Source organism: Brevundimonas sp. UBA7838, from assembly GCF_002500885.1.
Lineage (GTDB): Bacteria > Pseudomonadota > Alphaproteobacteria > Caulobacterales > Caulobacteraceae > Brevundimonas > Brevundimonas vesicularis_C.
In genome coordinates, this window is sequence record NZ_DLTK01000051.1 from 1 (window position 1) to 7,693 (window position 7,693).

The following is a 7,693-nucleotide window of genomic DNA, read 5'->3' on the forward strand; positions in this document are numbered from 1 at the left end:
GCGCGGCTGCGCTGGGCCTGGGCGCTGGTCGTCGTGGTCGGGAAACGGCCGACGCGGGCCTCTGACAGCGACGCCCGAACCGCGCGCAGATTGGCGAAGGCGGCCTCGAGCTGGTTGTTCTCGGCGAAGGCCTGCTGGATCAGGGCGTCCAGCGTGGGGTCTTCGTACAGCCGCCACCAGTCATCGCGCGCCGCGGCGGTCGAGACGGTGGGACTGGCCGAGCCGACGAAGGCGCCTGTGCCGGCGACAGGCAGGTCGGCGATCGGCGCCTTGGGCCCGACCGCGCAGGCGGCCAGCAGGGCGCCAGAAGCCGTCAACTGGGCTGCGGCGGTCAGGAAGCTGAGGGTCTTGTTGCGGGTCATCAGATGTCCCCTCCCCGGCCGGTCGCGGGCGCAGGCGCGTTCGGATCGGTCAGGTCGCTGGTTTCGTCATAACGCACGGGCCGGTCCGAAGGACGGTCAGGCGTCGGGGTCGGTTTCTTGCCTTGCGGCAGTTTCGAGGACAGCCAGCGGCTGACCACATAGAAGACCGGGGTGAAGATCAGGCCGAAGAAGGTCACGCCCAGCATGCCCGAGAAGACGGACGTGCCCAGCGATTGACGCATCTCCGCGCCCGGCCCCGAGGCCAGCATCAGCGGCACGACGCCGAGGATGAAGGCGAAGGAGGTCATCAGGATCGGACGCAGGCGGGTCTTGGCGGCGGCAACCGCAGCCTCGAACCGGTTCATGCCTTGCTCTTCCTCGGCCTGCTTGGCGAACTCGACGATCAGGATGGCGTTCTTGGCCGCCAGGGCGATCAGAACGACAAGCCCGATCTGGACCAGGATGTTGTTGTCCAGGCCCCGCAGGTTCACCCCGATGATGGCCGCCAGCAGACACATCGGCACGATCAGAATGACCGCCAGCGGAAGCGTGAAGGCCTCGTACTGAGCCGCCAGCACCAGGAAGACGAACACCACCGCCATCAGGAAGATGACCGTCGCGCCGGAACCCGCCGCCTTCTGCTGATAGGCCAGACCCGTCCATTCGTAGGAGAAGCCCTGCGGAAGGGTCTGGGCGGCCATGGTTTCCATAACCTGCAGCGCCTCGCCGGAAGAGACCCCTGCTGCGGCGTTGCCCTGAAGTTCAGCCGCCGGGAACAGGTTGTAGCGCACGATCCGCGCCGGGCCGGAATCGTTGACCAGATTGGCCACCGATCCGATCGGCACCATGGCGCCCGTGGACGACTTGGTCTTCAGATTGGCGATGTCGGCGATGTCGTCGCGCGCCGTCGGCTCCGCCTGCGCCGTCACCCGGAAGGTGCGGCCCAGCATGTTGAAGTCGTTGACGTAGGACGAGCCCAGATAGACGCCGAGAGTGTCGAACACCGAGCTGGGTTGGACGCCCAACATCAGCGCCTTGTCACGATCGACGTCGGCGGTGATGCGCGGCGAGGCCGTGTTGTAGGTCGAGAAGACCTGGCTGACCTCGGTCGGCTTCTGGGCGGCAGCGCCCATCATGGCGAAAGTCGCGCCTTCCAGCGGACGATAGCCGGCGCCTTCCCGGTCCTGGATCATCATCGAGAAGCCGTTGCCGGTGCCCAGACCCTGGACCGCCGGCGGGGCGATGACGAAGATCTGCGCGTCCTCGATCTGGCCGGTCGCCTGGGTGATGGCGCCGGCCAGGGCCGTGGCGGCCTCTTCCTTGGAGCGTTCCTCGAAGCCGTTCAGGCGCACGAAGATGGTGGCGGCGTTCGAGCCGAACGAGAAGCTGGAACCATCGAGACCCGCGAAGGCCACGGTGCCGTTCACCCCGGAAGTGCCCTGGATGATCTTGGTGGCGCGTTCCATCACCGCCTGGGTGCGGTCCAGAGATGCACCGGCCGGCAGTTGGATGACGCCGATCAGGAAGCCCTGATCCTGTTCAGGGATAAAGCCCGAAGGGGTGTCCACCAGACGCCAGGCGGTCAGGCCCAGAAGACCGGCATAGATGATCAGCACCAGACCGACCGTGCGCACCAGACGCGCGGTCAGGCGTCCGTAACGATCCGACAGCCAGTCGAAACCCTCGTTGAACTTCCGCCCGGCCCAGCCGCCGTAATAGACGACCGTGCCCAGGACGCCCGGCTTGCGAGCGTGCTCGTGATCCTTCTTGTGCGGCTTCAGCAGTAGGGCGGCCATGGCCGGCGACAGCGTCAGGGACACGAACAAGGAGATGACCGAGGCCGAGGCGATGACGACCGCGAACTGGCGATAGAAGATGCCGGGAATGCCGGGCACGAACATCGTCGGCACGAACACCGACACCAGCACCAGGCCGATGGCGATCAGGGCGCCGGAAACCTCCTGCATCGATCGATAAGCGGCCTCCTTGGGACTGAGCCCTTCACCGATGGCCCGCTCCACGTTCTCGACCACGACGATGGCGTCATCGACGACGATGCCGACCGCAAGGACCAGGGCGAACAGGGACAGGGAGTTGATCGAATAGCCCAGCGCCAGCTGCACCGCGAAGGTACCGACCAAGGCGACGGGAATGGCGACGATGGGGATGATGGCCGCGCGCCAGGTCTGCAGGAAGACCATGACCACGATGATGACCAGGATGACGGCTTCGACCAGGGTGTGCTGAACCGACTCCACCGAGGCGGCGACGAATTCGGTCGGGTTGTAGGGCACGTCCACCTTCATGCCGGCAGGCACTTCGGATTTCAGAGCCTCGACCTCTTTCAGGACGCGGTCAGCGGTGCCAAGGGCGTTGGCGCCCGGCTGCTGAACGATGGCGATGCCGACGCCGCGCTGGCCGTCAAAGAAGCCGCGGATGCCATAGTCCTGGGCGCCCAGTTCGATCCGCGCCACGTCGCGCAGATAGGTGACGCGGCCTTGGGCGTCCGTCTTCAGGACGACGTTGGCGAACTCATTGGGATCGCTGAGACGACCTTGGACCTGGACCGGCAGCTGGAAGGCGGCCGCGCTGTTGGGGAACGGCGGCTGACCGATGGAGCCGGCGGCGGCCTGGACGTTCTGGGCGCGCAGGGCGGAAACGATCTCGGGACCCGTCAGACCGCGCTCGGCCGCCTTGGCCGGGTCGATCCAGACGCGCATCGAATAGTTGCCGCCGCCGAAGACCTGAACTGCGCCCACGCCCTCGATCCGCAGCAGACGGTCCCGCAGCGTGGAGTTGGCGTAGTTGCCGACATAATCGTTATCCAGGGTGCCGTCGGGCGACGTCAGGCCCAGGATCATCAGGAAGCCGCTCTCGGCCTTGTTGACCACGACGCCGGTCTGGCGAACCGCCTCTGGAAGGCGGGGTTCGGCCAGGGCCACCCGGTTCTGAACAAGCACCTGAGCGGAATCCAGGTCTGTGCCGGGCTGGAAGGTCACCGTGATGGCCACCGCCCCGTCCGATGTGGACGAGGAGGAGATGTAGAGCATGTTCTCGACGCCGTTCACCTCCTGCTCGATGGGGGCGGCGACGGTTTCGGCCAGGGTCTCGGCCGAGGCGCCGGGATAGGCGGCGTTGATGGTGATCGTCGGCGGCGCGATCTCCGGATACTGCGACAGCGGCAGCAGCGGATAGGCGGCGATGCCGATGATGGAGATCACCACCGCGATCACGGCCGCGAAAATCGGCCGGTCGATGAAGAAGCGGGAGATGTTCATGGCTTAGCCGGCCGGCAGGCTGTTGGCGAAGGAGGCGCTGGACGCGGGCGCCGCCTGGGTGACGGGCGCCTGGGACGCATCGCCGGCGACGGGTTCGATCTTGCCGTTCTTGGGCGTGACCTTGGAGCCCGGCTGGGCGGCGCGTTGCAGACCCGCGATGATGACGCGGTCAGTCGGGGCCAGGCCCGAACGGACGACGCGCAAGCCCTGCACGATCGGGCCGAGCTGGACGGCCTTGTTCGTCACAGTGCCGTCGGCGTTGACCACGGCGACGGTGCGGCGGGCCTGATCGGTGCCGATGGCCGAATCCGGCACCAGCAGGGCGTCATAAGCGCCGGCGCCCGCGACCTGGGCGCTGCCGAACATGCCGGGGCGCAGGAAGCCGTCGGCGTTAGGCAGGATGGCGCGCAGACGGATCACGCCCGAGGCGGTGTCCACGGCGTTGTCCGAGAAGTCGAGGCGGCCGGTGTGCTTGTAGGTGCTTTCGTCCTGCAGGCGCACGTTGACGACCGCGCCCTGATTGGCGCCGCCCTGACGCAGATACTTCAGCAGGACCGCTTCCGAGCCGTCGAAGACGAAGTGGATCGGCCCGCCCGAGATGATGGTGGTCAGGATGTCGCCGGCCGACGAACCGCCTGCGATGACATTGCCCGGATCGACGCGACGGTCGGACACGCGACCCGAGGTCGGGGCGGTGACGCGGGTGTATTCCAGGTTCAGACGCGCATTGCGAACGGCGGCGTTGCCGGCCGCCAGATTGGCCTGGGCCGCATCGACGGCCGCCTTGTTGGAATCATACTCAGCCTTGGACACGGCTTGAGAGGCCAGCAGGGCCTCGCTGCGGGCCAGGTTGGCGCGGGCCAGCGACAGTTGCGACTGGGCCTGGGCCACTTGGGCCTGAGCCTGGGCCAGCGCGGCCTGGGCCGGGCGCGGATCCAGGGTGAACAGCAGTTGGCCCTTCTGGACCATCTGACCGTCGCGGAAATGAACCGCCTGGATATAGCCGCCGACGCGGGCGCGCACGTCCACGCTCTCGACCGCTTCGAAGCGACCTGTGAACTCGTCCCAGTCCCGCACCTGCTGCTTCAGCGGCACAGCCACCGTCACGGGCGGCGCGCCTTGCGCCGGCGCCTCTGCCTTTGGAGAACAACCATAAAGCGCACCCGTCACCATGACGGATACCGCCGCAATCTTCAGCCCGCGCATCTGCGCATCTCCCTGTCGGAGGTAAATCCCTGTCGTGCGGACAGAGGCCGATGGGGAGTCGGCCTTGTCAACGCGTGGTGACTTAATGGTCAGAGCCGTGGCGCTTGTCAACAGGCGTTGACAAAGCCATATGTGATCTACGGTTATTGTCTGTGGAGTGTCATCACCTTGTTATGTCCCGGCCCACGCCCGAGAAACGCCGCCGCCACGCGCACGGCCATTCTCGATGCTGCGCGCGAGAGATTCGCGGCCGAGAGCTATGACGACGTGGGCATGCGCGACATCGCCCGCGACGTGGGCGTCGATGCGGCCCTGATCAGCCGCTACTTCGGCTCCAAGGACGATCTGTTCCTGGCCGCGCTGGACAGCTGCGGCGACGGCAGCGCCCTGATGCAGGGCGAAAAGGCCGACTTCGGCCGGCGCGTGGCGCATGAGATCGTCTTTGAACCCAAGAAGGCCGAAAAGCTGAAGGGCATGTCGATCATGCTGCGCTCCATCGGCTCGGCCAAGGCGTCGGAGATGGTTCAGAACACCTGCACCCAGCGCTTCTTCGGTCCGCTGGAGGAATGGCTGAGCGGGCCGGACGCCACCGTCCGCGCGCGTCTCCTGGCCGGCTTCATCATGGGCATGTCGGTCAGTCGCGAACTGGGCGGCGGCAGCTTCAACATCGAACCCGCCCAGTGCGAGGAGATGCGCGACCGACTGGCGCCCATTCTTCAGTCGCTGATCGACGGCTGATCCCATGGCCGAAATGAAAAAGGGCGCGGAGGCTGACCTCCGCGCCCTTTGTCTTGTGTGGCGACCAGCCTCAGTGGGAGGCGGTCGAGGTCACTTCGGTCCGCGCCTTGGTGCGGATGCAGCCGATCGCGAAGATGGTCAGGCCGACGTAGCCCAGCATCGGCACGATGAAGGCGGGCTGAAGCTTGCCGGCCGCATCGGCGATATGCGCCGCGACCTGGGGCAGCAGGGCGCCGCCGATGATGCCGAACACCAGCAGGCCCGACGTCGCCGACGTCGGCGCAGTCGAGCGCTCCAGCGTCAGGGTGAAGATGGTCGGGAACATGATCGAGTTGAACAGGCCGATCGACAGGACGGCATAGGCCGCCGTCGGGCCGCCGATCTGGCTGACGGTCAGGCACAGGACGGCCGCCGCGACGGTGCAGAAGGCCAGGACGATGCCGGGGCGAACCTTGGTCAGCACGAGCGAGCCGATGAAGCGGCCGACCATGGCGCCGCCCCAGTACAGGGCGACCATCTTGCCCGCCGTCTCGATGGGGGCGTTCAGGATGTCGGGGCTTTCGAGGAAGTTGGTCAGCATGCCGCCGATGGCGACTTCGGAACCGACGTAGAGGAAGATGGCCAAGGCGCCGAACACGGCCCACGGCGACGACAGCGCCTTCAGCGGCGAGACCGCGTTGTGGAACTCAGGCGCCGCCGCATTGATCTTCTTGCGAGCCGTGAAGATGAAAACGGCGATCAAGGCGAAGAAGGCGCCCATGCCCAGGAAGGCCATGTCGATGCTGCGCAGCGACTGGGTGCGGGTCGCGGCGGTGACCACGGCGCCGGCGGCGAAGACGCCGCCCGTCAGCAGGACGTGCGAGCCCAGCCACGGACCGACCGTCGTGCCCAGCGAGTTGAAGGCCTGCGACAGGTTCAGACGGCTGGAGGCGCCCTTGGGGCTGCCCAGCTCGGCGACCAGCGGATTGGCCGCGACCTGCAGCAGGGTCACGCCCGAGGCAATGACGAACAGGGCGATCAGGACGCCGGGATACCAGTCGGCGGCGGTGGCGGCCGGCACGATCAGGCAGCCCGCGACCATGACGATCAGGGCGCCGATGATCGAACGGCTGTAGCCCAGCTTGCTGAGGACCGAGGCCGCCGGCAGAGACATCAACCCGTAGGCGATGAACCAGGCGAAGGTGGTCAGGAAGGCCTCGGCGTTGTTCAGGTCGAACACGCGCTTCACCGCCGCGATCAGCGGGTCGATCAGCGAGGTCGCAAAGCCCCAGGCGAAGAACAGCGTGGTGACATAGGCGAAGGCCAGGCCTGCGCCCTGGCGTTTTCCGGCGTCCGGAACGGTCATGAATGATCCCCCAGTGAAATCGAACGGCCGCGCTGTGGTCGCGCGGTTCTCATCCTGCTTGGTTCGGACATCGCGAAAGGCGCGTCCAGCCGAAAAGCGCGCTCTGTAACGAAACTTTCCCGCGGGGCCGGGGCGCAGGCAAAGAAAAGGGCCGCCTCGCGAACGCGGCGGCCCAAGTTTGCTCAGAAGAGAGGGGAAATCAGAACTTGTAGTTCAGCCCGACCGCGAAGGTGCGGCCGTAGTGCTGATAGTCGATGGTTCGGCGCTCATCGCCGTTCTCGAAGGTCTTGAACGGCTCGTCGGTCAGGTTGTTGACCGTCAGCAGCAGGCTGGCCAGGTCGTTGATGCGGTAGCCGACCGTGGCGTGCCAGGTGGTCCAGGGGCCGATGTTGCGCTGCTCGCCGCGGCTGTCCCAGGTGGGGGCGTTGCGTATGCCGAAGGCGCTGGCGGTGAACGGCCCGCGCTTCCAGTTCACGCCCAGGGTGGCGCGGTACTGCAGTTCGTTGGAGTTGGCGCAGCACAGCTGGTCGTAGACCGGGTCGCCTTCCTTGTCCTGGGTGGTGTGCTTGAGCGGCCGGTAGTAGCCGGCGTTGACCGCGAAATCACCCACCGACTGCGTGCCCCAACGGTAGTCCAGCGCCGCCTCGCTCTTCCGATCTCGTTGGCTGGCGATGTTGATCGGGTACGAGAACACCTTGTCCACGCCATTCGGGTTGAGCGGATCGGTGGCCGGCTTGCGCTGCACCTGGCCCAGCACCTGCTGG

Annotated in this window: 5 protein-coding genes and 1 pseudogene; 1 reads left to right on the plus strand and 5 read right to left on the minus strand. The window is 66.6% G+C overall.

All coding sequences use genetic code 11. The features are described 5' to 3' along the window. The 3 genes and pseudogenes from B3T77_RS03520 to B3T77_RS03530 all read right to left on the minus strand — a co-directional run. A pseudogene (locus tag B3T77_RS03520) lies at positions 1-362 on the minus strand (TolC family protein); the annotation flags it as partial. Then, positions 362-3,640, minus strand: a complete 3,279-nt coding sequence (locus B3T77_RS03525) for an efflux RND transporter permease subunit (protein WP_292077273.1) — start codon at positions 3,638-3,640, stop codon at positions 362-364. The gene B3T77_RS03525 and the pseudogene B3T77_RS03520, both read right to left, overlap by 1 nt. 3 nt (positions 3,641-3,643) lie before the next feature. Next, positions 3,644-4,846, minus strand: coding sequence for an efflux RND transporter periplasmic adaptor subunit (locus tag B3T77_RS03530; RefSeq protein WP_039244573.1), 1,203 nt, complete (start codon positions 4,844-4,846; stop codon positions 3,644-3,646). Positions 4,847-4,978: 132 nt separating this feature from the next. Here B3T77_RS03530 and B3T77_RS03535 point away from each other — a divergent pair, with 132 nt between their 5' ends. Continuing rightward, positions 4,979-5,584: a TetR/AcrR family transcriptional regulator gene (locus tag B3T77_RS03535; protein WP_240893620.1), complete on the plus strand. Its 606-nt coding sequence runs from the start codon at positions 4,979-4,981 to the stop codon at positions 5,582-5,584. Positions 5,585-5,654: 70 nt separating this feature from the next. On the opposite strand, the gene B3T77_RS03540 is transcribed toward B3T77_RS03535, so the two are convergent. Together B3T77_RS03540 and B3T77_RS03545 are read right to left on the minus strand one after the other, a co-directional pair. Next, complete coding sequence (locus B3T77_RS03540; protein WP_292077279.1) at positions 5,655-6,929, minus strand: sugar MFS transporter; 1,275 nt, start codon at positions 6,927-6,929, stop codon at positions 5,655-5,657. Positions 6,930-7,128: 199 nt separating this feature from the next. Beyond that, a partial coding sequence (locus B3T77_RS03545; protein ID WP_292077280.1) for a TonB-dependent receptor domain-containing protein occupies positions 7,129-7,693 on the minus strand: 565 nt, incomplete at its 5' end.

Excerpts from the sequence above, each read along its gene's own strand:
- B3T77_RS03525 (WP_292077273.1), bottom strand. The coding sequence starts at position 3,640 with ATGAACATCTCCCGCTTCTTCATCGACCGGCCGATTTTCGCGGCCGTG.
- B3T77_RS03540 (WP_292077279.1), bottom strand. The coding sequence starts at position 6,929 with ATGACCGTTCCGGACGCCGGAAAACGCCAGGGCGCAGGCCTGGCCTTC.
- B3T77_RS03530 (WP_039244573.1), bottom strand. The coding sequence starts at position 4,846 with ATGCGCGGGCTGAAGATTGCGGCGGTATCCGTCATGGTGACGGGTGCG.